Annotated in this window: 21 protein-coding genes; 14 read left to right on the top strand and 7 right to left on the bottom strand. The window is 73.6% G+C overall.

The window, feature by feature from the left end; genetic code table 11:
* Positions 1-83: 83 nt before the first annotated feature.
* Positions 84-848, top strand: a complete 765-nt coding sequence (locus tag FKM96_RS14435; RefSeq protein ID WP_147795824.1) for an SDR family oxidoreductase — start codon at positions 84-86, stop codon at positions 846-848.
* 15 nt (positions 849-863) lie between these two features.
* Here the strand turns inward: FKM96_RS14435 and xseA are convergent, their stop codons facing one another.
* Positions 864-2,204, bottom strand: a complete 1,341-nt coding sequence (xseA, locus tag FKM96_RS14440) for an exodeoxyribonuclease VII large subunit (RefSeq protein WP_147795825.1) — start codon at positions 2,202-2,204, stop codon at positions 864-866.
* A gap of 288 nt (positions 2,205-2,492) precedes the next feature.
* On the opposite strand from xseA, the gene FKM96_RS14445 reads away from it, so the two are divergent.
* On the top strand, positions 2,493-3,533 hold the full coding sequence (locus FKM96_RS14445) for a 4-hydroxy-3-methylbut-2-enyl diphosphate reductase (RefSeq protein WP_147795826.1): 1,041 nt from the start codon (positions 2,493-2,495) through the stop codon (positions 3,531-3,533).
* Between the two features lie 23 nt (positions 3,534-3,556).
* On the opposite strand, the gene FKM96_RS14450 is transcribed toward FKM96_RS14445, so the two are convergent.
* Positions 3,557-4,942 carry a DNA recombination protein RmuC gene (locus tag FKM96_RS14450; RefSeq protein ID WP_147795827.1) on the bottom strand — a complete coding sequence of 462 codons (1,386 nt, stop codon included), beginning with the start codon at positions 4,940-4,942 and terminating at the stop codon, positions 3,557-3,559.
* Between the two features lie 51 nt (positions 4,943-4,993).
* On the opposite strand from FKM96_RS14450, the gene FKM96_RS14455 reads away from it, so the two are divergent.
* The 6 genes from FKM96_RS14455 to FKM96_RS14480 all read left to right on the top strand — a co-directional run bounded on the left by FKM96_RS14455 (position 4,994) and on the right by FKM96_RS14480 (position 10,284).
* Entirely contained in the window at positions 4,994-5,761 is a 768-nt protein-coding gene (locus FKM96_RS14455; protein ID WP_147795828.1) for an ABC transporter ATP-binding protein, read from the top strand.
* Positions 5,737-7,302 (top strand): hypothetical protein, encoded by a 1,566-nt coding sequence (locus tag FKM96_RS14460; RefSeq protein ID WP_147795829.1) that lies wholly within the window; start codon positions 5,737-5,739, stop codon positions 7,300-7,302. Before FKM96_RS14455 ends, FKM96_RS14460 begins: the two co-directional genes overlap by 25 nt.
* Before the next feature lie 39 nt (positions 7,303-7,341).
* Positions 7,342-8,427, top strand: a complete 1,086-nt coding sequence (gene ychF, locus FKM96_RS14465) for a redox-regulated ATPase YchF (protein ID WP_147795830.1) — start codon at positions 7,342-7,344, stop codon at positions 8,425-8,427.
* Positions 8,428-8,504: 77 nt separating this feature from the next.
* Positions 8,505-8,738, top strand: coding sequence for an Arc family DNA-binding protein (locus FKM96_RS14470; RefSeq protein ID WP_147795831.1), 234 nt, complete (start codon positions 8,505-8,507; stop codon positions 8,736-8,738).
* Entirely contained in the window at positions 8,735-9,154 is a 420-nt protein-coding gene (locus tag FKM96_RS14475; protein ID WP_147795832.1) for a type II toxin-antitoxin system VapC family toxin, read from the top strand. Before FKM96_RS14470 ends, FKM96_RS14475 begins: the two co-directional genes overlap by 4 nt.
* Positions 9,142-10,284: a methyltransferase gene (locus tag FKM96_RS14480; RefSeq protein ID WP_147795833.1), complete on the top strand. Its 1,143-nt coding sequence runs from the start codon at positions 9,142-9,144 to the stop codon at positions 10,282-10,284. The genes FKM96_RS14475 and FKM96_RS14480 overlap by 13 nt, the downstream gene beginning before the upstream one ends.
* Positions 10,285-10,293: 9 nt before the next feature.
* On the opposite strand, the gene FKM96_RS14485 is transcribed toward FKM96_RS14480, so the two are convergent.
* Positions 10,294-11,085, bottom strand: coding sequence for an SDR family NAD(P)-dependent oxidoreductase (locus tag FKM96_RS14485; protein WP_147795834.1), 792 nt, complete (start codon positions 11,083-11,085; stop codon positions 10,294-10,296).
* A gap of 108 nt (positions 11,086-11,193) precedes the next feature.
* Here FKM96_RS14485 and FKM96_RS14490 point away from each other — a divergent pair, with 108 nt between their 5' ends.
* Entirely contained in the window at positions 11,194-11,697 is a 504-nt protein-coding gene (locus tag FKM96_RS14490) for a MarR family winged helix-turn-helix transcriptional regulator (protein WP_147795835.1), read from the top strand.
* A gap of 215 nt (positions 11,698-11,912) precedes the next feature.
* Here FKM96_RS14490 and FKM96_RS14495 read toward each other — a convergent pair whose 3' ends face one another.
* The 4 genes from FKM96_RS14495 to FKM96_RS14510 all read right to left on the bottom strand — a co-directional run bounded on the left by FKM96_RS14495 (position 11,913) and on the right by FKM96_RS14510 (position 15,260).
* Positions 11,913-12,356 carry an iron chaperone gene (locus tag FKM96_RS14495; RefSeq protein WP_147795836.1) on the bottom strand — a complete coding sequence of 148 codons (444 nt, stop codon included), beginning with the start codon at positions 12,354-12,356 and terminating at the stop codon, positions 11,913-11,915.
* 101 nt (positions 12,357-12,457) lie between these two features.
* The gene (locus tag FKM96_RS14500) at positions 12,458-12,901 is read right to left on the bottom strand and encodes a hypothetical protein (protein ID WP_147795837.1); all 444 of its coding nucleotides are present in this window, start codon (positions 12,899-12,901) and stop codon (positions 12,458-12,460) included.
* On the bottom strand, positions 12,898-14,493 hold the full coding sequence (locus FKM96_RS14505; protein WP_246854990.1) for an APC family permease: 1,596 nt from the start codon (positions 14,491-14,493) through the stop codon (positions 12,898-12,900). The genes FKM96_RS14500 and FKM96_RS14505 overlap by 4 nt, the downstream gene beginning before the upstream one ends.
* A gap of 98 nt (positions 14,494-14,591) precedes the next feature.
* Positions 14,592-15,260: a hemerythrin domain-containing protein gene (locus FKM96_RS14510; RefSeq protein WP_147795838.1), complete on the bottom strand. Its 669-nt coding sequence runs from the start codon at positions 15,258-15,260 to the stop codon at positions 14,592-14,594.
* 118 nt (positions 15,261-15,378) lie between these two features.
* On the opposite strand from FKM96_RS14510, the gene FKM96_RS14515 reads away from it, so the two are divergent.
* The 5 genes from FKM96_RS14515 (at position 15,379) to FKM96_RS14535 (ending at position 21,636) form a co-directional block, all read left to right on the top strand.
* On the top strand, positions 15,379-15,900 hold the full coding sequence (locus FKM96_RS14515; protein WP_147795839.1) for a CGNR zinc finger domain-containing protein: 522 nt from the start codon (positions 15,379-15,381) through the stop codon (positions 15,898-15,900).
* A 92-nt stretch (positions 15,901-15,992) separates the two neighbouring features.
* Entirely contained in the window at positions 15,993-16,409 is a 417-nt protein-coding gene (locus FKM96_RS14520; RefSeq protein WP_147795840.1) for a VOC family protein, read from the top strand.
* Positions 16,410-16,895: 486 nt separating this feature from the next.
* Positions 16,896-18,746: an ABC transporter family substrate-binding protein gene (locus FKM96_RS14525; RefSeq protein WP_147795841.1), complete on the top strand. Its 1,851-nt coding sequence runs from the start codon at positions 16,896-16,898 to the stop codon at positions 18,744-18,746.
* Between the two features lie 206 nt (positions 18,747-18,952).
* Complete coding sequence (locus FKM96_RS14530) at positions 18,953-20,569, top strand: ABC transporter permease (RefSeq protein WP_147795842.1); 1,617 nt, start codon at positions 18,953-18,955, stop codon at positions 20,567-20,569.
* Positions 20,566-21,636 (top strand): ABC transporter permease, encoded by a 1,071-nt coding sequence (locus FKM96_RS14535; RefSeq protein WP_147795843.1) that lies wholly within the window; start codon positions 20,566-20,568, stop codon positions 21,634-21,636. The genes FKM96_RS14530 and FKM96_RS14535 overlap by 4 nt, the downstream gene beginning before the upstream one ends.

The raw sequence follows: 21,636 nt of genomic DNA on the forward strand, positions 1-21,636 counted from the left end.
GACGTCGATGCGCAACCAGGGATCGGCGGTCCCCCGACAACCGCTCTCTGGCGGGGCCGCGCGGGCCGCCGAAGACTCGGAGCATGCGAATCACTGGGAACACCGTCTTCATCCCCGGCGCGACGAGCGGCATCGGCCTGGCCCTCGCCGTCGCCCTGCACGAGCGGGGCAACGAGGTGATCGTCGGCGGGCGGCGCACCGAGCTGCTCGACCGCGTCACCGCGGAGCACCCGGGCATCCACGCCTACCGGATCGACACCGCCGACGCCGAGGACGTGGCCGAGGTCGCGAAGCGCGTCATCGCGGAGCACCCCGAGGTCGACGTGCTGGTCCCGATGGCCGGCATCATGCGCGCCGAGGACTGGACGGACCCGGCCGGCTTCCTCGCCACCGCCGAGCAGACCGTCGCGACCAACGTGCTCGGGCCGATCCGGCTGATCGCCGCGTTCGTCGAGCACCTGCAGACCCGCCCGGACGCCACGATCCTCACCGTGTCCTCGGGGCTGGCGTTCGCCCCCCTGCAGGTCACGCCGACGTACAACGCCAGCAAGGCGTTCGTCCACATGCTCAGCGAGTCGATCCGGCTGCAGCTGGCCGGCACGAGCGTCCGCGTCGTCGAGCTCGAGCCGCCCTCGGTGCAGACCGACCTCATGCCGGGGCACCGGGAGAACGCGGACGCGATGCCGCTCGACGACTTCGTCGCCGAGGTGATGGCCCTGCTCGAGGCGCAGCCCGACGCCACGGAGATCCAGGTCGAGCGCGTGAAGTTCCTCCGGTACGGCGAGGCCCGGGGGGACTACCCGCAGGTGGTCGCGGCGCTCAACGCGCGGGACCCGCACGGGAAGTGACGCGACGCCCGGCCGTCAGGCGTCCGCGTCGTCCCCGGCGGCCGGCTGCTTCCGGCCGGGCGCGACGGCCAGCACCGTCGCCATGAGCTCCCCGCGGGACACCCGGATCCGCAGCGAGTCCTTCGCGGCGACCTCGGTCGCCTCCCGCACCACGCGCCCGTCGGACGTCTGCACCACGGCGTACCCGCGGTCGAGCGTCGCCGCGGGGGACAGCGCGCGGACCTGCGCGGCGAGCGCCCGGGTCGACGTCACCGCGCCGGCGAGCGCGTGGTCGAGGCTCCGCCGTGCGTGGTCCCGGGCGCGCAGCACCTCGGCCTCCCGGGTCTCGACCATCGTGTGCGGCCGGGCGAGCACCGGGCGGCTGCGGACCTGCTCCAGGCCGGCGGCCTCGCGGGCGACCCGGTGCTCGACGGCCGACCGGATCCGGGCGCGGGCCTGCGTGACGCGGGCCCGCTCCTCGCCGACGTCCGGCACGATCCGCTTCGCGGCGTCGGTCGGGGTGGACGCGCGGTAGTCGGCGACGAGGTCCAGCAGCGGGGTGTCGGTCTCGTGGCCGATCGCGGACACCAGCGGGGTCCGGCAGGCGGCGGCGGCGCGCACCATCGCCTCGTTGCTGAACGGCAGCAGGTCCTCGACCGACCCGCCGCCGCGCGCGACGACGATCACCTCGACCCGGGGGTCCGCGTCCAGCTCGGCGATCGCCCGGCTGACCTGCGGCACCGCGCCGACGCCCTGCACCGCGACCTCGCGGATGACGAACTCGACCTGCGGCCAGCGCGCGCGGGCGTTCACCACCACGTCGTGCTCCGCCTTCGACTCCCGCCCGCACACCAGGCCGACGACCCGGGGCAGGAAGGGCAGCGGCACCCGGCGCTCGGGGTCGAACAGGCCCTCCGCGGCCAGCACCCGCTTGAGGTGCTCGATCCGGGCGAGCAGCTCGCCGACGCCGACCGCGCGCACCTCGTCCGCGTTGAGCTGCAGCGTGCCGCGCTTGGTCCAGAACGTCGGGCGCGCGTGCACCACGACGTGCGCGCCCTCGGCGAGCGGGGTCGCGGCGCCGGACAGCACGCCCGCGGGCATCGACACGGGCAGCGACATGTCGGTGTCCGTGTCGCGAAGCGTGAGGAACGCGATGTTCGCGCCGGGACGCCGGTTGAGCTGGACGACCTGGCCCTCGACCCACAGCGGCGACATCTTCGCGACGTAGTCGGCGATCTTCACCGAGAGCAGCCGCACCGGCCAGGGGCGCTCGGCGGTCGTCTCGTTCGCGCGGGCGGGCAGCTCGGCGGGCGCGCCGGGTGCCGGGGCACCGGCGGCGTCCGCGCGGGGCGTCGGGGGGGAGGACTGCTGCTGCACGGGCCCACCCTGCCACGCGCTCCCGACAGCAGCCGCCCGCCGGGCGCCGATGCGCCGAGATCGGTGCTTCGCGCCGAGATCGGTGCGCCGGACGACCGATCTCGGCGCGAAGCACCGATGTCGGCGTCTGCGGTATGCCCGCCCGACGTCCCCCCGGCTCGTGCGCCGCGTTCGGTGGGTCCCGCCGAGTTCGGTGCGTGCAGTCACCGAACTCGGCTGGACCCACCGAACCGGGCGTCCGGCGCACCGCTTCCGCGCCACGTCGGCCGGGCGACCTACGATGGGCGCGTGACCCTCGGCACCGAGCCCGGCCCCGCGACCGCGGGCCGTCGCGTGCTGCTGGCCGCCCCGCGCGGGTACTGCGCCGGCGTGGACCGCGCGGTCGTGGCCGTCGAGCAGGCTCTCGAGCACTACGGCGCCCCGGTGTACGTCCGCAAGGAGATCGTGCACAACCGGCACGTCGTGGACACGCTCGCGGCCCGCGGCGCGGTGTTCGTCGACGAGACCGAGGAGGTGCCCGAGGGTGCCCGCGTGGTGTTCTCCGCGCACGGCGTGTCCCCGGCGGTGCGGGCGGCGGCGGAGGCCCGGTCGCTGCGGACGATCGACGCGACCTGCCCCCTGGTCACCAAGGTGCACAGGGAGGCGGTGCGGTTCGCCGCGGCGGACCTCGACATCCTGCTGATCGGACACACCGGGCACGAGGAGGTCGAGGGCACCCAGGGCGAGGCGCCCGCGCACGTCCAGGTGGTCGACTCGCCGGACGCCGTGGCCGACGTGGTGGTCCGCGACGAGAGCCGGGTGGTGTGGATCTCGCAGACCACGCTGTCGGTGGACGAGACGATGGAGACCGTCCGGCGGCTGCGTGAGCGGTTCCCGCTGCTGCAGGACCCGCCGAGCGACGACATCTGCTACGCCACCCAGAACCGGCAGGTCGCGGTCAAGAAGCTCGCGCCGGAGTGCGACGTGGTGATCACCGTCGGCTCGGCGAACTCGTCGAACTCGGTGCGGCTGGTCGAGGTCGCGCTCGAGTACGGCGCCCGCGCGTCGTACCGGGTGGACACCGCGGACCAGGTGGACCCCGCGTGGCTCGAGGGCGCCCGCACCGTCGGCGTGACCTCCGGGGCCTCGGTGCCGGAGATCCTGGTCCGCGACGTGCTGGACCTGCTCGCGGCGCACGGGTTCGGCGACGTCGAGGAGGTGCGGACCGCGACCGAGGACCTCATGTTCTCGCTGCCGCGCGAGCTGCGCGCGGACCTGCGCGCGGCCGGCGGGGACGACCCGCGCCCGCGCCGGGGCGACCGGCCCGACCTGGCGGTCCGCCCCGTCTGACCCGGGTCCGCCCGGTCCGGCCCTCAGGCCCCGCCCGGCCCCGCCTCCGGCGGCCGCACGTCCCCGAGCACCGCGTCGTCCAGCGCCCCGAGCGCGTCGGCCGCCCGCCGCCCCGTCCCGGGTGCCGTGGGCGCGTCGGACCCCAGCCCCACCACCTGCTGCGTCTCCCAGGCCACCAGCTCCGGCGCGGTCACCACGGACAGCCGTCGCTCGACGGACGGCGGCGTCTCCAGGCCCGCGTCCACGACCCGCAGGTCGGCGAACTTCCGGGCGCTCACCAGCACCCGCGACTCCAGCGAGGCGACCGACTGGTTGTACGCCGTCGCCGCCGAGTCGATCGCCCGGCCGACCTTGGACAGGTGCCCGCCGAGCGTCGCGATCCGGCCGTGCAGCTCCTTGCCGAGGTCCAGCACCGCCTGGGCGTTGCTGGCCAGCGCGTCCTGCCGCCAGGCGTAGGCCACCGTGCGCAGCAGCGCGAGCAGCGTCATGGGGGTCGCGATGACGACGTCCTTCTCGAACGCGCGCTCCACGATCGCGGGGTCGACGTCGATCGCGGCGTGCAGGAACGCCTCGGCCGGCACGAACATCACGACGAACTCCGGCGCCGGGCTGAACTGGTCCCAGTACCGCTTGGCGGCGAGCTGGTCGACGTGCGCGCGCAGGTGCCGGGCGTGCGCGGCGAGCCGGCGCTCGCGCTCCGCGGGGTCGGTCGCCTCGACGGCCTCGAGGAACCCGAGGAACGGCACCTTCGCGTCGACCACCACGCGCTTGCCGCCCGCGAGGTGGACGACCATGTCCGGCCGCAGCAGGCCGTCGTCGGTGCGGACCTGGTCCTGCTCGGCGAAGTCGACGTGCGGCAGCATCCCGGCGGCCTCGACCACCCGGCGCAGCTGCACCTCGCCCCACCGCCCGCGCACCTGGGACGCGCGCAGCGACGTGACGAGCTGGGCCGTCTGCTCGCGCAGGCGCCCGGCCTCCTCGCGCATCTGCCGGACCTGCTCGCCCAGCGCGGCGTCGTGCTGCGCGCGGGTCTGCTCCGCGGTGCGCAGCTCGGCCCGCACCGCGTCGAGCGTCCGCGCCAGCGGGTCGACCATCGAGCGCACCGCCTGCTCGCGCTGCGCGAGGTCCCCGGACTGCTCCTGGTGCCGCGCCGCGAGGCTCTGGTGCGCGAGCGCGAGGAACTGCTCGCTGCTCTGCGCCAGCGCGTCGGCGGCGAGCGCGCGGAACCGCTCGGCCTGCCGGTCGGCGTCGACGGTCCCGCCGCCGAGCTCCGCGGCGGTGCGCCAGCGCGCCGCCTCCACCTCGGCGCGGCGCAGCCGCGCGCCGGAGCGGCCGGCGGCCAGGAGCCAGCCGAGGGCGAGCCCCGCGAGGAGGGCTCCGGCGAGGGCGAGCACGAGTCCGGTGTCCATGACCTGCAGATTGCCAGGCGCCACCGACACGCCCGCCCCTATGCTGGATCGATGGAGCCGATGTCCGCTTTGTCCATCCACGGGGTGTGGAAGAGGTTCGGCACGAAGATCGCCGTGGCGGGCGTCGACCTCGAGGTCCCGGCCGGGTCGTTCTACGGCCTCGTGGGCCCGAACGGCGCCGGCAAGACCACCACGCTGTCGATGGCGACCGGCCTGCTCCGCCCGGACTTCGGCCGCGTGCTCGTGCGCGGGCAGGACCTGTGGGCGGACCCGCCGGCGGTCAAGGCGGGGCTGGGCGTGCTGCCCGACGGCGTGCGGCTGTTCGACCGGCTGACCGGCGCCCAGCTGGTGACCTACGCGGGCCTGCTCCGCGGCCTGGACCGGGACACCGTCCGCGACCGCACCGCGGACCTGCTGCGCACCTTCGACCTGACCGCGGACGCGGACACCCTCGTCGTCGACTACTCGGCCGGCATGACCAAGAAGATCTGCCTGGCCTGCGCGCTCGTGCACGCCCCGCGGGTCCTGGTCCTCGACGAGCCGTTCGAGGCGGTCGACCCGGTGTCCGCCGCCAACATCCGGGACATCCTGGCGGCCTACGCCGCGGGCGGCGGCACCGTCGTCGTCTCCTCGCACGTGATGGACCTGGTGCAGCGCATGTGCGACCACGTCGCCGTCATCGCCGGGGGTCACGTGCTCGCGCAGGGCACCGTCGACGAGGTCCGCGGGGACGCGTCGCTGGAGGACCGGTTCGTCGAGCTGGTCGGCGGCCGCCGGACGGAGGGGGCGCTCGCGTGGTTGCGCACCTCGTCCGACTGAAGCTGACGCTGCTGCGCAACGGCCTGCGGCGCAGCGTGTGGAAGGTCGTCGCGCTCCTGCTGTCGGTCCTCTACGCGCTGTTCCTGCTCGGGCTCGCGGTGGTGGGCCTCGTGGCGCTCGGCGCGCACGACGACGCCGAGCTGACCCGCACGGTCGTCGTGCTCGGCGGCGCGCTGCTCGTCGCGGGGTGGTGGCTGCTGCCGCTGGTCGCGTTCGGCGTGGACAGCACGCTGGACCCCGAGCGGTTCCAGCTGTTCGCGATCCGCCGGCGGCACCTGCTGACGGGCCTCACGCTCGCCGGCCTGGTCGGCGTCCCCGGCGCCGCGACCCTGGTGCTCGGCGGCGCGTCCGCGCTCGCCTGGTGGCGGGACCCGGGCGCGGTGGTCGCCGGCGTCGTCGGGGGAGCGCTCGGCGTGGCCGTCTGCGTGGTCGGCTCCCGCGCGATCACGACGATGCTCGCCCCGCTCGTCGGCGGCCGGCGGTTCCGCGAGGTGGCCGCGGTGCTGGCGATCGTCCCTCTCATGCTGATCGGCCCGATCCTGCTCGGTGCGACGGCCGGGCTGTCCGCGGTCGCGGACGCGCTGCCCGCGGTCGGCGTCGTGGTCGGCTGGACCCCGCTCGGGGCGCCCTGGGCGCTGGCCGCCGACGTGCAGGCCGGCGCCTGGCTCGCCGCGCTCGGCAAGGTCGCCGTCGCGGGTGCGACCCTCGCGGTGCTCGTCGGCGTCTGGGACCGCGCGCTGTCGGCTGCCCTGGTGCGGTCGCCCGGCGGCGCGGGCCACGTCGCGCGCAGCGAGGGCCTCGGGTTCTTCGCCCGGTTCCCCGCGACCCCGACCGGCGCCGTCGCCGCCCGGAGCCTCACGTACTGGCTCCGCGACCCGCGGTACGCGGCCGCCGTCGCCGTGGTGCCGGTCATGGTCCTGCTGCTGTGGTTCATGGGGCGGGGCGGCGGGATCGTGCTCGGCGCGGGCGTGGTCGTGGCGTTCGTCATGGGCTGGTCGCTGTCCGCCGACATCTCCTACGACGACACCGCGTTCTGGACGCACGTCGCCGCGCCCGTGGACGGCCGGGTGGACCGGGGCGGCCGCGCGATCGCCGGCATGGTCGTCGGCGGCGTGGTGGTGCTGGCGACCGACGTGCTCGTGCTCGGCGTGTCCGGGCGGTGGGACGCCACGGCCCCGGTGCTCGGCATGTCGCTCGGCGTGCTGGCGGTCGGCGTCGGGGCGTCGTCGATCTACTCGGCCCGGGTCGTCTACCCGGTGCCGAAGCCCGGCGACAACCCGTTCTCCACGCCGCAGGGCTCCTCGCTCGCAGTCATGCTCACCCAGTCGCTGGGGATGCTGCTGCTGCTCGCCGTGTGCCTGCCGACCGTCGGGCTCGGCATCGCCGCGGTCGTCACGGGTCACGCGCTGCTCCAGGTCCTGACCCTGGTCGTCGGTCTCGGCTCGGGCGCGGCGGCGCTGGTCGTGGGCGTGCGGGTCGGCGGCGGGCTGTACGACCGGCGGGCCCCGGAGCTGCTGCAGACCATCCGCTCGTTCGCCTGAGGACCCGCCCGGGTCGCCCGCCCCCTAGGATGGTCGCCCGTGGCACTCACCATCGGCATCGTCGGCCTGCCCAACGTCGGCAAGAGCACCCTGTTCAACGCGCTCACCCGCGCGCAGGTCCTCGCGGCGAACTACCCGTTCGCCACCATCGAGCCCAACGTCGGCGTCGTGCCGCTGCCCGACCCGCGGCTGGAGAAGCTCGCGGAGATCTTCGGCAGCGAGAAGATCCTCCCGGCCACGGTGTCGTTCGTCGACATCGCCGGCATCGTCAAGGGCGCGAGCGAGGGCGAGGGGCTCGGCAACAAGTTCCTCGCCAACATCCGCGAGGCCGAGGCCATCTGCCAGGTGACCCGCGCGTTCGCCGACCCCGACGTCGTGCACGTCGACGGCCGCGTGTCGCCCAAGGACGACATCGAGACGATCAACACCGAGCTGGTCCTCGCCGACCTGCAGACGCTCGAGAAGGTCGTCCCGCGCCTGGAGAAGGAGGTCCGCATCAAGAAGGCGGACCCCGCCGAGCTCGCCGCCGCGCAGGCCGCCCAGGCCGTGCTCGAGTCCGGGCAGACGCTGTTCCAGGGCGCGAAGGCCGCCGGGCTCGACCTGGCCGACCTCGCCTCGCTGCAGCTCATGACGGCCAAGCCGTTCATCTACGTGTTCAACACGGACGACGCCGGCCTGGCCGACACCGCGATGCAGGACGAGCTGCGCGCGTTCGTCGCCCCCGCCGACGCGATCTTCCTCGACGCGAAGTTCGAGTCCGACCTGGTCGAGCTCGAGCCCGACGAGGCCAAGGAGATGCTGGCGGACAACGGCCAGGACGAGGCCGGCCTCGACCAGCTCGCCCGCGTCGGGTTCCACACCCTCGGCCTGCAGACGTACCTGACGGCCGGCCCGAAGGAGTCCCGCGCCTGGACGATCCACCAGGGGTGGACCGCGCCGCAGGCCGCCGGGGTCATCCACACGGACTTCCAGAAAGGCTTCATCAAGGCCGAGGTCATCTCGTTCGACGACCTCGTCGAGGCCGGCTCCGTCGCCGCCGCCCGGTCCGCGGGCAAGGCGCGCATCGAGGGCAAGGACTACGTGATGGCCGACGGCGACGTGGTGGAGTTCCGCTTCAACGTGTGACGGTCGGGAGGCAGGCCGAGCGCCGTCCGCTGCTAGCATCACGGCTAGCACTCGCGCGCGAGGAGGAGGTCGCCAGCATGTCCACCATCGTCGTCCGCGGGCTCGACGAGTCCGTCAAGCAGCAGCTCGCCGCCCAGGCGAAGGAGCACGGCCGCTCCATGGAGGCCGAGGCGCGGGACATCCTCACGCAGGCCGCCCGCCGGCCCCACATCGGCGTCGCCCTGCTCCGTGCGGCGCGTCAGGCCGGCGGTGTCGACGACCTCGTGGTGCCGGAGCGCACCGACGACGCGCGGGCGGTGGACTTCGGGTGATCGTGCTCGACACCAACGTCATCTCGGAGGTCTTCCGGCCGGAGCCCGAGCCGCGCGTGGTGACGTGGCTCGAGGCCCTGACCGGTGAGGTCGCGATCACGGCCGTGACGCTCGCGGAGCTCCTGGCGGGAGTGCGGCGGCTGCCCGACGGGCAGCGCCGGTCCGCGCTCACCGAGCGGATCCACCTGGCCGTCGAGCCCTACCGCGCGACCCGGGCCATCCTCCCGTTCGACGTCGCGGCGGCCGAGCAGTACGCGGACGTGCTCGCCGCGCGGGAGCGGGCGGGGCGACCGATCCACTCGGCGGATGCGCAGATCGCGGCGATCTGCCGCGTGCACGGGGCGACGTGCGCGACGCGGAACGTCAAGGACTTCGACGGGACCGGGGTCGACGTCGTCGACCCGTGGGCCGCGTGACCGAGGACCTGCTCGCCGCGCTGCGCTGCGACCCCGAGATCCCCGCGCCGGACCTGGTCGCGGTCGACGCCGCCGACCGGCTGGTCCTGGACGAGGCCGCGCCGCTGCTCGACGGCGCCGAGCCCGGCTCGGTCGTCGTGGTCGGCGACCGGTACGGCGCGGTGACCCTCGGCGCGGTCCACCGGTTCGGCCTGACCGGCGTCCGCGCGCACACCGACCGGCTCACCGGCGAGCTCGCGCTGGCCGAGAACGCGGCCCGGCTGGGCGGCGCCGACGCGTTCCGGTCGCTCGCGGACCTCGGCCCGGAGCTGGTGTCCGGCGCCCGGGTGGTGCTGCTCCTGCTGCCGCGGTCGCTCGACGCGCTGGACGAGATCGCCGAGCTCGTCGCCCGGCACGCGGACCCGACGGTGGCCGTGGTCGCCGGGGGCCGCGAGAAGCACATGTCCCGCGCGATGAACGAGGTGCTGGGCCGGCACCTCGCCGAGGTGCGCGCCAGCCGCGGGCGGCAGAAGGCCCGCGTCCTGCACGCCGCCGGACCCCGCGCGGTCGACGGGGGAGACCCCGCCTGGCCCGCCACCGCGCGCCACGACGACCTCGGTCTGACCGTCCGCGCGCACGGCGCGGCGTTCGCCGGCGCCCGCGTGGACATCGGCACCCGGTTCCTCGTCGAGCACCTGGCGGACGCCGTGCCGGACGCCCGCGCCGCGGTGGACCTGGGCTGCGGCACCGGGGTCCTGGCGTCCGCGCTGGCCGCTGCTCGTCCGGCCGTCGAGGTGGTCGCGACGGACGAGTCCGCGGCCGCGGTCGCGTCGGCCCGGGCGACCGTCGAGGCGAACGGGCTGGCGGACCGCGTGCGCGTGCAGCGCGCCCGGGGCACGGCCGGGATCCCCGACGCGAGCGCCGACCTCGTCCTGCTCAACCCGCCGTTCCACGTGGGCGCCGCGGTGCACGACGGAGTCGCGCGCGGGCTGTTCGCCGAGGCGGCGCGGGTGCTCCGTCCGGGCGGCGAGCTGTGGTGCGTGTGGAACTCGGGGCTCGGCTACCGGCCCGCGGTGCAGGCGGCGGTCGGCCCGACCCGGCAGGTGGCGCGGAACCCGAAGTTCACGATCACCGCGTCCCGCCGGGCCTGACCGCGCGCGTCACAGCAGCGTCGTCAGCACCCCGCCGTCGGCCCGCACCGCCGCGCCGTTCGTCGCCGACGACAGCGGGCTCGCCAGGTAGACCGCCAGCCGCGCGATCTCCTCGGGCTCGAGGAACCGCTGCAGCAGCGACGTCGTCCGGGCGGCGGCCATCGCGTCCTTGAGGTCGGCGGCGGGCACGCCCCGGGCGTCCGCGATCCGCTCGACCGTCCGTGCGACGCCGTCGGAGTAGGTGGGACCGCCGAGGATGCTGTTGACCGTGACCCCGGTGCCGCGGGTGGTCTTGGCGAGGCCGTTGGCCAGCGCCAGCACCCCCGCCTTCGTCACGCCGTAGGGCAGCATGTCGGCCGGGACGTCCACGCCCGACTCGCTGCTGACGAACAGCACCCGGCCCCGGCCGCGGGCGAGCATCGGCGGGAGCAGCCGGCGGGTGAGGCGCACGCCGCTCATGAGGTTGACGTCCAGGTAGCGCTGCCAGTCGGCGTCGGTGGCCCGGTCGAACGGCACGACGTCGAACACGCCGGCGTTGTTCACGAGCACGTCGACGTCGCCGAGCCGGTCGAGCAGCCGCTCCACCTGGTCGGCGTCCGCGAGGTCGGCGGCGATCCCGGACACCGCGGCCCCCGGGACGGTGGCGCGCAGCCGGGCGACCGCGTCGTGCACCCGGCCCTCGTCCCGCCCGTTGACGACGACCTCCGCCCCCTCGCGGAGCAGGGCCTCGGCGATCGCGAGGCCGATGCCCTGCGTCGACCCGCTGACGAACGCGCGGGTCCCGGTCAGCTGCAGATCCATGGTGGTCCTCCCCGTGCCGCCGCACCGCGCGGCGATCACTTGCTCAGGAAAGTCAAACTAGGCGGAGAGGACTTTCCTGGGCAAGTCAGGCCGCGCTAGGCTGCCCGTGTGACCGACGCCGCGCAGCCCCCCGCCGAGCTCGAGGGCGACGACCTCGCGACCTGGTCGTCGCTGGCCACCGTCCTCGAGTGGCTCCCGCCCGCGCTCGACGCGCAGCTCCAGCGGGACGCCGGGATCACCCACTTCGAGTACGGGGTGCTCTACGCGCTGAGCCGGGCGGACGACGGGACGCTGCGGATGAGCGTGCTCGCGGACTACGCGAACAGCACCCTGTCCCGGCTGTCCCGCGCGGCGGCCCGGCTGGAGGGGCGCGGGTGGCTGCGCCGGGCGCCGGACCCCGCGGACGGGCGCTACACGCTCGCGCTGCTGACCGACGCCGGGCGGGCGGCGGTCGCGGCGGCGACGCCCGGCCACGTCGCGACGGTGCACCGGCTGGTGCTCGACCGGCTCACGGCGGCGCAGGCGCGGCAGCTGCGGGAGATCAGCCGGCGGATCGCGCGGGGGGTGCGGGAGGACGGTGGCTGGCGGCCGCCCGTGCCGGGGGAGCAGTGACCGGCGGGCGCGTCGGGTGCCTGCAGAAGGTGGCGTAGAGGGTCTGCAAAAGGTCGCGTAGCCGGCCCGTCAGGGGCAGCGGCAGACAGCCCTGAGCCCCGACCTGGGCTCCTCGGTGCGGCTCCCAGACCCGCTCCGGTGGCGACCGGCCGCTGCCTGCGGCCTCCCGTCGGCCGGCTGCGACGACCGGGGGTGGCGGCGTGGCACGCCCATCCTCACCCCTCCCCGGCGGCCCGCCGCACGAGCTCCCGGATCGCCGCCTCCTCGGCGTCCCCCACCCGCGTCAGCGCGTACGCGGTCGGCCACATCCCGCCGTCGTCCAGCCGTGCGTCGTCGTTGAACCCGAGCGTCGCGTACCGGGCCTTGAACTTCGACGCGGGCTGGAAGATCAGCACGGCCTTGGTCGCGCCGTAGGCGGGCATCCCGTACCAGGTGCGCGGCGTGAGCCCGGGGGCGACCTCGCGCACGATCGCGTGGATCCGCTCCGCCATCGCCCGGTCGTCGTCGGGGAGCTCGGCGATCTTCGCGAGCAGCTCGGCCTCCGGGTCGCCGCCGGCCTTGCCGCGCTTGCGGGCGGTGCGGACCTCGGCGGCGCGCTCCTGCATCGCGGCGCGCTCCTCGGCGGTGAAGTTTGCGGTGGAGCCGTGGCTGTCGGCCATGCTCGGTGCCTCCTGGTCGGTGGGGGTGCGGTGCGTGAGCCCACCGTAGGAGCCGGGGTCGGCGCGGTGCTTCTCCGATCCTGACGGGTCCGCGCGGCGGCTCAGTCGGACTCGGCGAGGTCCAGGTCGTCGACGATCGCCTGCACGTCCTCCAGGTGCTCCGGGCAGTAGACCCCCACGATCAGCAGCTCGGCCTGCACGGCCCGGCTCTCCGCGATGGTCGGCCGGTAGCCGGGTCCGGTCGCGCCGTTGGAGAGGCCGGCGAAGATCGCGGCCTGGCCCAGCGCGGACGCCGGGTCGCTGCACGCGACCCCGCCGTCGGTGCCGAGGACGGCCGCGACGCGGTCGGCGGACGGCAGGTGCTCGGCGCCCGCGGCGGCCATGGCGTCGACCAGCTCCTGGGCCTTGTCCTGCGCCTCGGCCTCCTGCCGGGCGGAGCGGAACGACAGCAGGGCGACCAGCACCAGCACCGCGAGGACCGCGATGCTCACTCCGTACACCCAGCCGCGCTCGCGGCGGGTCGAGGTCTCGACGGGCACGGTCATGACGCGCTCACCTCCGGCTGCTGCGCCTCCGCGAGCCGCCACGACGGCTTGCGGAGCCGGTAGAACAGGAACGGCACGAGCAGGCCGAGGCCGAGGGCGCCGCCGCCGACGACCAGGACGTAGACCCACGGGCTGCCGGTGCCGAGCTGGGACGGCGGGACGAAGCCGACGAGCAGCGCCGCGGCCGAGGCGACGAACCCGACGCCGCACAGCGTGCGGATGATCGGGGCCCGGTACCCCCGCGGGTGGCCCGCGTGCAGCCGCCGCAGCCGCACCGCGGCCACGAACATCAGCAGGTACATGATCAGGTAGACCTGCGTGGTGATCACCGAGAACACCCAGTACGCGCTCGACACCGAGGGGATCAGCGCGTAGCCGAGGGCGATGAGCGTGGTGACGGCGCCCTGGGTGACCAGGATGTTCTGCTGCACGCCGTTCTTGTTCAGCCGCTGCAGGAACGGCGGGAGGTAGCCCTCCTGACGGGAGATCAGCAGCAGGCCCTTCGACGGCCCGGCGAGCCAGGTGAGCATCCCGGCGACCGACGCCGTGACGAGCATGACCCCGATGACCGGCGTGAGCCACTGCCAGCCGAACTGGGCGAACACCGCGTCGAAGGCCTGCATGATCCCGGCGGTGAGCGACAGCTCCTCCGCGGGGACGAACCAGGAGATGGCCAGCGCGGGCAGGATGAAGATGAGCAGGACCATCCCCATCGCCAGGAACATCGACCGCGGGAACTCGCGCCCGGGGTTCCGCAGCGAGGACACGTGCACCGCGTTCATCTCCATGCCCGAGTAGGACAGGAAGTTGTTCACGATCAGCACGAGGCTCGACAGGCCGGCCCAGGCGGGCAGCAGGTGCTCGGCGTCCATCGGCGCGGCCGACGGGTTGCCCTGCCCGAGGAACACGACGCCCAGGGTCACGAGCAGCACCCCGGGGATCAGCGTGCCGATGATCAGGCCGCCGGACGCGAGCCCCGCGATCGCCTTGGTGCCGCGGGACGACACCCACACCCCGCTCCAGTAGACGACCACGATGACCGCTGCGGTCCACACGCCGCTCGTCGCGAGGTCGGGGTTGATGACGTACGCGAGCGTGCTGGCCACGAACCCGAGCAGCGTCGGGTAGTAGAAGATCGTCATCGCGAACTGGCACCAGACGGCGAGGAAGCCGGCCGGCTTCGAGATGCCCTCGGAGACCCACTTGTAGACGCCGCCCTTCCACCCGGACGCGAGCTCGGCGGACACCAGCGAGGTCGGCAGCAGGAACACGATGGCCGGCACGACGTAGAGGAACACGGCCGCGAGCCCGTAGATCGCCATCGTCGGCGCCGCGCGCAGGCTGGCCACCGAGCTGGTGGTCATCATCGCGAGCGCGACCCAGGAGATCCACTGGGCCGCCGGCACCGGGGTGCGGGCCGGCACCGCGTCGGCGGGCGGCGGCTCGGGGGCGTCACCCGCGCGCCCGTCGCCGGCCGGGGTGCCGTTCGTGGTGGGGGTGCCGTCGACGGCGACGCCGCCGGCGTCGGGTGCCGGCGCCGCCCGGTGCCGCGGCGTGGGCTCGCCGGTGGTGGGTGCGGTCTCCGCGGACATGGTGCCCCCCTCTCCGCGCCGTCTCCGGCGACGGGACTCACGCTAGGGAGACGCCGGAGCGGTCGTCCTCACCCGGCTGGGGTTACCCCGGGGACGCGTCACCGCACGCCGTAGACCCGCGCGCGGTGCGCCGCGAACCGCCGCCGCCCGACCGTGCGCCACAGCAGCCGGGCGGGCGCGGGCAGGTTGGTGCGGAGCCAGCCCGCCCGCTCGGGCTCCGGCACGGCGTCCAGGATCCAGCCGAGCTGGAGGAGCATCCTGCTGCGCGGGACCGAGGCCATGCCGTGCTCGTGCAGCTGGTCCCACTCCCGCTGGCTCAGCACGCTCGACGCCGTCGGGAGGATGCGGTCCTCCTCCTGACCGAGGTGCAGCACGAGCAGGGCCCGCAGCTCCTCCAGCACGCGGGCGACGTCGTCGCGCGCGACGACCGGCGCGCCCGTCTCCCAGGCGGGCAGCGCGGCGTCGAGGTCGCGCAGCAGCCCGGCGACGTCCGCGTGCTGCGCACGCATCAGGCCGACGTGCAGCGCGCACCCGGGGGAGCGCTGCTCGAGGCGGTCCCACAGCAGGAGGTCCTCGCCCTCGTGGTGGTGGTGCAGACCCGTCGCCACCTCCCGCACGTGCGCGGCGACGACGCGCATCCGGGCGACGTCGCCGTCCGGGACGCCCCGGACCAGGCCCGGCGCGTCGCCGAACGCGCGGCGGAACAGCTGGTGGATGTGCAGCAGGTCGGAGGTGTCGCACCCGGGACGGTCGGTGGTCGCGGTCATCGTCGGCTCGCTCTCGCTCGGTGGCTGGTCCGCGGAGGTGGCGCCCGGCGCCGGTGACGCCGCCCCTGCGGGCGTCACCGGCTATCGCCGAACGGTGGTGACGACTATCCTCAGGGCCATGTCCGCCGTCAAGGGGTCCGACCCGCTCGACGCCTGGGTCGTGCGCGGGACCGCGCCCGGCGTCGCGCCCGCCGCGACCGAGGGGCTGCGCGCGCTGCTCAACACCGACGACCGGTTCCACGGCGTCGACCGGCTGCGCGGTGCCGGGCCGCGGGCGCTGGTCGAGGCCCGCGACGTCCTGCGCGGCTACCTCGGCGGGGGCGACGCGACGGCGCTGGGCGCGCTCGCGGCGCGGTACCCGCTCGTGGTGGCGCCCGGCGACCCGGCGTCCGGCGGCGGGCTCGCCCTGGAACCCGCGCCCCGGTCCGACCCGGACGCGGTGCTGGTCGGCGGGGTGCTCGCCGCGCTGCACCGGTCGGTCGCGACGGGGGAGTGGGCCCGGCTCAAGGCCTGCGCCAACCCGGACTGCCAGTGGGTCTACCACGACGCGTCCCGCAACCGGTCGGGCCGCTGGTGCTCGATGGACGAGTGCGGCGACGTGATGAAGGCGCGCGCCTACCGCCGCCGCGTGCGGGGCTGACGGCCCCGCGCTGCGATCCCGCTGCGACCCGGTCGCCGTACGCTCGCGGCGCCGGTCGGTCGACCGTCGGCCGACCCGCGCTGGAGGCGACGATGCTGTCCGACCACCCCGCGATGCCCTGCCTCGCCGTGCGGGACCTGGGCCGTGCGCGCCAGTTCTACGAGCAGACCCTGGGCTTCCGGAAGCAGGAGCTGCCGGGGTTCAGCGACGCCGACGAGATGACCGGCGTCGTCTACGGCACGAAGTCCGGCGGGATGCTCGTGTACCCGTCGTCCTACGCCGGCACCAACCAGGCGACGGCCGTCACGTTCCAGGTCGCCGACGAGGCCTTCGACCAGGAGGTCGCGGCGCTGCGCTCCGGCGGGATCGAGTTCCAGACGTTCGAGCTGCCGTCCGGCTCGTGGTCCGACGGCGTGCTGACCGACGGGCCGATGCGGTCGGTGTGGTTCGCCGACCCGGACGGGAACATCCTCAACGTCGAGGCGGTGCGCGTCGCCGCCGCGGTCTGAGGTCAGCGGTCGCCGGGCCGCACCGACGGGCCGCCCCGCCCGCCCGGGCCGGGCGGCCCCGTCGCGCCCGCGGCGTCGGGGTGCCGGAACCGGCGGGTCGTGCGATCCTCGTCACACCGCGCGCGGGGACGACGAGGTCGTCGCGCGGGGGACCGGCGGTCGGCAGGCCGCCCCCATAGCACAGGGCCGCGGTTCCGCGCTGAGCCGGAGGCCCCTGCGGAGGGCGCTCGTCGAGGACGGGCGCTCCGACGGGCATGTTTCCGCGAGGTTACCGGCATGTTCCGTCTTGAATGCTGGACACTACTGCTCAGTATCGATCCGGTAACGATCGCCCGCTGCGGGGGGATGTGTCCGATTTGTCCTGACTGGGGTCACTAGCGTTGCCCCATCCACGGCGGGACCGCACGTCTGCCGCGCTCGGGACGACCCCGGAGGTCGGCCCACGCGGCGCGAGGACGGGCGGGCGCCACCTTCACAGGAGGAACATTGAAGATCAGGCGAATCAGCGCCGCGGCGGCTGCGGTGGCGGCGGGGGCCCTCGTGCTCACGGCGTGCTCGAGCCCCGCTCCGCAGAGCGAGATCGACGAGACGACGTCGGTCAACGTCAGCTGGAACCAGCCGATGTTCTCGACGAACAACCTCACGTCGAACGGCAACGCGACCGCGAACGCGAACGTCATCTACCTGATGACCTCGTTCTTCAACTACTACGACGGCGACCTGAACCTCGCGAAGAACGAGGACTTCGGGACGTACGAGGTCGAGTCCGAGGACCCGCTGGTCGTCAAGTACACGATCAACGACGGCGTCACGTGGTCCGACGGCGAGCCCGTCGACGCGGCCGACATGATCCTCTGGTGGGGCGCGCAGAACGACATGTTCGACACCGCCTCCGGTGACGACGTGGAGTCCGGCGACGACGGCTCGGTCACCGCGCCCGAGGGCTCGGTCTTCTTCGACTCGTCCTCCCCGGCGATGAACCTGATCACCGAGTTCCCGGAGATCAGCGACGACAACAAGTCGGTCACCTTCCACTACACCGAGCCGCGCTCGGACTGGGAGGTCTCGATGAGCCAGCCGTCCCCGATCGCGGCCCACGCCGTGGCGGAGATCGCGCTCGGCATCGACGACCCGACCGAGGCGAAGAACGCCCTCATCGACGCGTTCAAGAACAACGACGCGGCGGCGCTGGCCCCGATCTCGGAGACCTGGAACAACGGGTTCAACTTCACGTCGCTGCCGGACGACGAGCGTCTCTACCTGTCGTACGGCGCGTACATCATCTCGGACTACGTCGAGAACCAGTACGTCACGCTGACGAAGAACCCCGACTACACCTGGGGCCCGGAGCCCAAGGTGGACTCGATCACGATCCGCTACACCGAGGACCCGCTGGCCGCGGTCACCGCGCTCCAGAACGGTGAGGTCGACCTGATCGCCCCGCAGTCCTCCGTGGACGTGCTGGCCACCCTCGAGGGCATCGACGGCGTCTCCTACTCCTCCGAGCAGGAGGGCACCTACGAGCACGTCGACCTGACGTTCAACAACGGCGGCCCGTTCGACCCCGCTGCCTACGGCGGCGACGCCGACAAGGCGCTCAAGGTCCGCCAGGCGTTCCTCAAGACGATCCCGCGCCAGGAGATCATCGAGAAGCTCATCCAGCCGCTCGAGGAGGGCGCCACCACGCGCGACTCCTTCACCGTGGTCCCGGGCTCCCCGAACTACGACGAGGTCGTCGCGAACAACGACTCCTCGCTCTGGGCGGACGTCGACATCGAGGGCGCCAAGGCCCTGCTCGCCGAGGCCGGCGTGACCACCCCGGTGGACGTGCGCTTCCTCTACGGCAAGTCGAACGTGCGCCGTGCGAACGAGTACCAGCTCATCGCGCAGTCCGCGTCGCAGGCCGGCTTCAACGTCATCGACAACGGTGACGACAACTGGTCCTCGCTGCTCGGTGGCGGCACCTACGACGCCTCGCTCTTCGGCTGGCAGTCGACCAACACGTTCGCCCTGAACTCCGAGGCGAACTACATCACCGACGGCGTCAACAACTTCGGTGGCTACTCGAACCCGGCCATCGACGAGCTGTACGGCCAGATGTCCACGAACACCGACGCGGACGTCGAGACCCAGCTGACGATCGACATCGAGAAGCAGCTGAACGCGGACGCCTTCGGCGTCAACATCTTCCAGTTCCCCGGCGTGGTCGCGCACCGCGACGTCCTGCAGGGCGTCTCGACCATCACGCTCTCGCCGACCATCTTCTGGAACTACTGGGACTGGGAGATCAGCGCGTCCGACTCCCTCGACGCGCCGAGCGCGACCGAGACCGAGTGACGCACTGACGCAGCACTGACGCTCCCCCGGGAGCGACGCCGGCACGGGGGTACCGCGGCCACCGCGGTACCCCCGTTGCCGTGCCCCCTAGTACCACAGCCGTAGCGGCACTCACGGCCGACCCCGGCCCGAGGCGCAGCACCCCTACCGGGAGTGCCTACACTTGCGCTTTGCGAGTACCCCCCTTCCCGTGAGGCAAGGACCCCATGGCCACCTCTGTGACGACCCGTGCCTCCGGCGCGCGCTCCGCGCCCGACGCACCGGTCACGGCCCGCCGTTCCTGGTTCAGGAACGCGGCGCCCACCCTGACGTTCCTCGGGCGACGCCTCGTGTCGTCCGCGATCGTGCTGCTCGGAGCGACGTTCATCGTCTACATGCTCCTCGCGTACTCCCTCGACCCCCTCGAGGAGCTGCGGACCAGCACCGCCCCCAACAAGGAGGCGCTGATCGCGGCACGGATCCAGGCGCTGGACCTGAACACCCCGCCGGTGATCCGGTACTTCAAGTGGCTGGGCTCGCTGCTCACCGGTGACCTCGGCTCCAGCTGGGTCACGGGGCAGCCGGTCTCCGCCCTGCTGAGCTCCGCGATCCCGAGCACCGTCCAGCTCGTCGCCGCGTCGACGTTCCTCGCGATCGGCCTCGGCGTCCTCGTCGGCATCGTGTCGGCCCTGCGCCAGTACACGCGCTTCGACTACAGCGTGACGTTCATGTCGTTCGTCCTGTACTCGCTGCCGTCCTTCTGGGTCGCCGTGCTGCTCAAGCTCTGGGGCGCCATCGGCTTCAACGACTTCCTGGCGGACCCGCACGTCCCGCCGCTGTGGATCGCCCTGCTGTCGGTGATCTCCGGCGTGCTGTGGTCGTCGATCATCGGCGGCACGACGCGCACCCGCTGGGTCTCGTTCGGCGCCGCGGTCGTCGCGACGGCCGCCGCGCTGCTGTTCATCTCGAACACCGGGTGGCTGCTGAACCCGAGCCTCGGCCTGGTGGGCGTCCTCGCCCTCGGCGTGGGCATCGCGTTCGGCATCGTGGCGCTGACCGCCGGCCTGCAGAACCGCCGCGCGCTGTACGCGTCCCTCACCACCGCCGCGATCGGCGCCGCGCTCTACTACCCGCTGCAGTACGCGTTCGTGAACGCGAGCTGGGGCCTGATGGCGCTGCTCGCCGTCGCCGCCCTCGCGGTGGGCCTCGTGGTCGGCTACCTGTTCGGCGGCTACGACCGCGTCGTCTCGATGCGTGCCGCCGCGGTCACCGCGGTCGGCGTCGGCGTGCTGCTGTTCGTCGACCGCGTCATGGCGGTCTGGTACCCGTACTCGAACGCCTCTCAGATCAACGGCCGGCCGATCGCGACCATCGGGTCGCAGACGCCGGGCCTGTCCGGCGACTTCTGGGTGGAGTCGCTCGACAAGTTCACGCACCTGATCCTGCCGACGATCGCCCTGATCCTCATCTCGTTCGCGAGCTACACCCGGTACTCCCGGGCGAGCCTGCTCGAGGTGATGAACCAGGACTACATCCGCACCGCGCGGGCCAAGGGCCTGTCGGAGCGGGTCGTCACCACGCGGCACGCCTTCCGCAACGCGCTGATCCCGCTCGCGACCGTCGTGCCGCTCGACATCGCGGCCCTGTTCGGCGGCGCGATCATCACCGAGCGCATCTTCTCGTGGAGCGGCATGGGCGCGCTGTTCATCAAGTCCCTCGGCGCCAAGGACGCGGACCCGATCATGGGGTACTTCCTCGTGACCGGCACGCTCCTCGTCCTCGCCAACATCGTCGTCGACTTCGTGTACGCGGCGCTCGACCCCCGGATCCGGGTGAACTCATGAGCATCACTCCTCCCCTCGAGCCGAACGAGGGCATCACCGACCCGAAGGCCGCGGTCGAGAACACCGAGAACGCGATCGAGCTCAAGGAGGTCGAGGGCCTCTCGCAGGGCCGCATCGTCCTGCGGCGGTTCCTCCGGCACCGCGGTGCGATGATCTCCGCGATCGTCCTGCTCGGCGTCGTGATCCTGGTGACCACGTCCATCGGCTGGGGCCCGATCCCCGGCTGGTGGAAGTACGGCTACCGCGAGACCAGCGACATCGTGAACGCCGGCGGCGCCCCGACGATGGGCTTCGAGAACGGCTCGTTCCAGTTCGGCGACCACCCGTTCGGCCAGGACAACATCGGCCACGACGGCTTCGCCCTGGTCATGCGCGGCACGCAGCAGTCGTTGACGGTCATGGTCGTCATCGGCCTGCTGTCGACCACGATCGGCGTGCTGGTCGGCGCCGCGGCCGGGTTCTTCCGCGGCCGCCTGGACGACCTGCTCATGCGGTTCACCGACATGATCATCACGATCCCGGTCATCATGATCGGCGCCATCCTCGGCGTGCTGGTCGGCGGCGCGAACCCGTGGTCGCTGGCCATCGCCCTGTCGCTGGTGTCGTGGACGAACATGGCGCGGCTCGTGCGCGGCCAGTTCCTCACCCTGCGCGAGCGGGAGTTCGTGGACGCGGCCCGCGTGGCCGGCGCCTCGAACGGCCGGATCATGTTCAAGCACATCCTGCCGAACGCCGTCGGCGTGATCATCGTCAACGCGACGCTGCTCATGGCCTCGGCGATCCTGCTCGAGACCGCGCTGTCGTACCTGGGCTTCGGCATCAACAGCCCCGAGGTCTCCCTGGGGCAGCTCATCAACGAGTACCAGACCGCGTTCGCCACGCGGCCCTGGCTGTTCTGGTGGCCAGGCCTGTTCATCGTGACGATCGCGCTCTGCGTGAACTTCATCGGTGACGGCCTGCGGGACGCCTTCGACCCGCGGCAGCGGCGCATCCCGACCAGGCGGGCCCTGGCCCGTGCGGACGCGCGCAAGGCCAAGTCCCAGGCGCGGGCCGCGGCCAGGGCCTGA

The sequence above is a fragment of the Cellulomonas sp. Y8 genome, from assembly GCF_008033115.1.
In the GTDB taxonomy this organism is placed as follows: Bacteria; Actinomycetota; Actinomycetes; order Actinomycetales; family Cellulomonadaceae; genus Cellulomonas.

What these genes read in the sequence shown, in the direction of transcription:
- FKM96_RS14470 (WP_147795831.1), top strand. Translation starts at nt 8,505, where the DNA reads ATGTCCACCATCGTCGTCCGCGGGCTCGACGAGTCCGTCAAGCAGCAG.
- FKM96_RS14520 (WP_147795840.1), top strand. Translation starts at nt 15,993, where the DNA reads ATGCTGTCCGACCACCCCGCGATGCCCTGCCTCGCCGTGCGGGACCTG.
- FKM96_RS14535 (WP_147795843.1), top strand. Translation starts at nt 20,566, where the DNA reads ATGAGCATCACTCCTCCCCTCGAGCCGAACGAGGGCATCACCGACCCG.
- FKM96_RS14455 (WP_147795828.1), top strand. Translation starts at nt 4,994, where the DNA reads ATGGAGCCGATGTCCGCTTTGTCCATCCACGGGGTGTGGAAGAGGTTC.
- FKM96_RS14510 (WP_147795838.1), bottom strand. Translation starts at nt 15,260, where the DNA reads ATGACCGCGACCACCGACCGTCCCGGGTGCGACACCTCCGACCTGCTG.
- FKM96_RS14500 (WP_147795837.1), bottom strand. Translation starts at nt 12,901, where the DNA reads ATGACCGTGCCCGTCGAGACCTCGACCCGCCGCGAGCGCGGCTGGGTG.
- FKM96_RS14530 (WP_147795842.1), top strand. Translation starts at nt 18,953, where the DNA reads ATGGCCACCTCTGTGACGACCCGTGCCTCCGGCGCGCGCTCCGCGCCC.
- FKM96_RS14515 (WP_147795839.1), top strand. Translation starts at nt 15,379, where the DNA reads ATGTCCGCCGTCAAGGGGTCCGACCCGCTCGACGCCTGGGTCGTGCGC.
- FKM96_RS14450 (WP_147795827.1), bottom strand. Translation starts at nt 4,942, where the DNA reads ATGGACACCGGACTCGTGCTCGCCCTCGCCGGAGCCCTCCTCGCGGGG.
- FKM96_RS14435 (WP_147795824.1), top strand. Translation starts at nt 84, where the DNA reads ATGCGAATCACTGGGAACACCGTCTTCATCCCCGGCGCGACGAGCGGC.
- FKM96_RS14495 (WP_147795836.1), bottom strand. Translation starts at nt 12,356, where the DNA reads ATGGCCGACAGCCACGGCTCCACCGCAAACTTCACCGCCGAGGAGCGC.
- FKM96_RS14485 (WP_147795834.1), bottom strand. Translation starts at nt 11,085, where the DNA reads ATGGATCTGCAGCTGACCGGGACCCGCGCGTTCGTCAGCGGGTCGACG.
- FKM96_RS14505 (WP_246854990.1), bottom strand. Translation starts at nt 14,493, where the DNA reads ATGTCCGCGGAGACCGCACCCACCACCGGCGAGCCCACGCCGCGGCAC.